This window comes from Pseudoglutamicibacter cumminsii, from assembly GCF_003143995.1.
Classification (GTDB): Bacteria; Actinomycetota; Actinomycetes; order Actinomycetales; family Micrococcaceae; genus Pseudoglutamicibacter; species Pseudoglutamicibacter cumminsii_B.
The window spans coordinates 1-396 of the sequence record NZ_QFWG01000028.1 but is presented as its reverse complement, the minus strand read 5'-3'; the positions used below and the strand labels follow the sequence as shown (position 1 = coordinate 396).

Below are 396 nucleotides of genomic sequence, written 5' to 3'. Positions count from 1 at the left end.
CATCCGGATCGATGCCGGGCAAGTGACCACGGATGCGATCAAACCCAACACCATCACCAACGCCTGGACCAACTTCTACCTCACAGGCAGCGAAGGTGACGGCGTGATCAGTAAGAAGGTGAAAGTCCTCGACGAACCAGTCACCGTGGAACTGACACCTCAAAAGTGGCGCTACAGCTACGGGGACGGCAACGCTCGCATCTCCCGTACACCGGGCAAGATGCTGCCGAGCAGAGCACACGTGTGGGAGACCGAAACCTCGACCTCCCACCGTTACACCCAACGTGGAACCTACACCGTTGAAGCCACCGTGACCTACACCGGACGGTACAGCCTCGATAACGGTAAAACCTGGGACACCATCCCCGGCACCCTCGACATCAAAGCCAAACCACT

The 396-nt window shown here is 58.3% G+C and carries 1 pseudogene; it reads left to right on the top strand.

What is annotated here, in order from left to right:
• A pseudogene (locus CAY35_RS09685) lies at nucleotides 1-396 on the top strand (hypothetical protein); the annotation flags it as partial.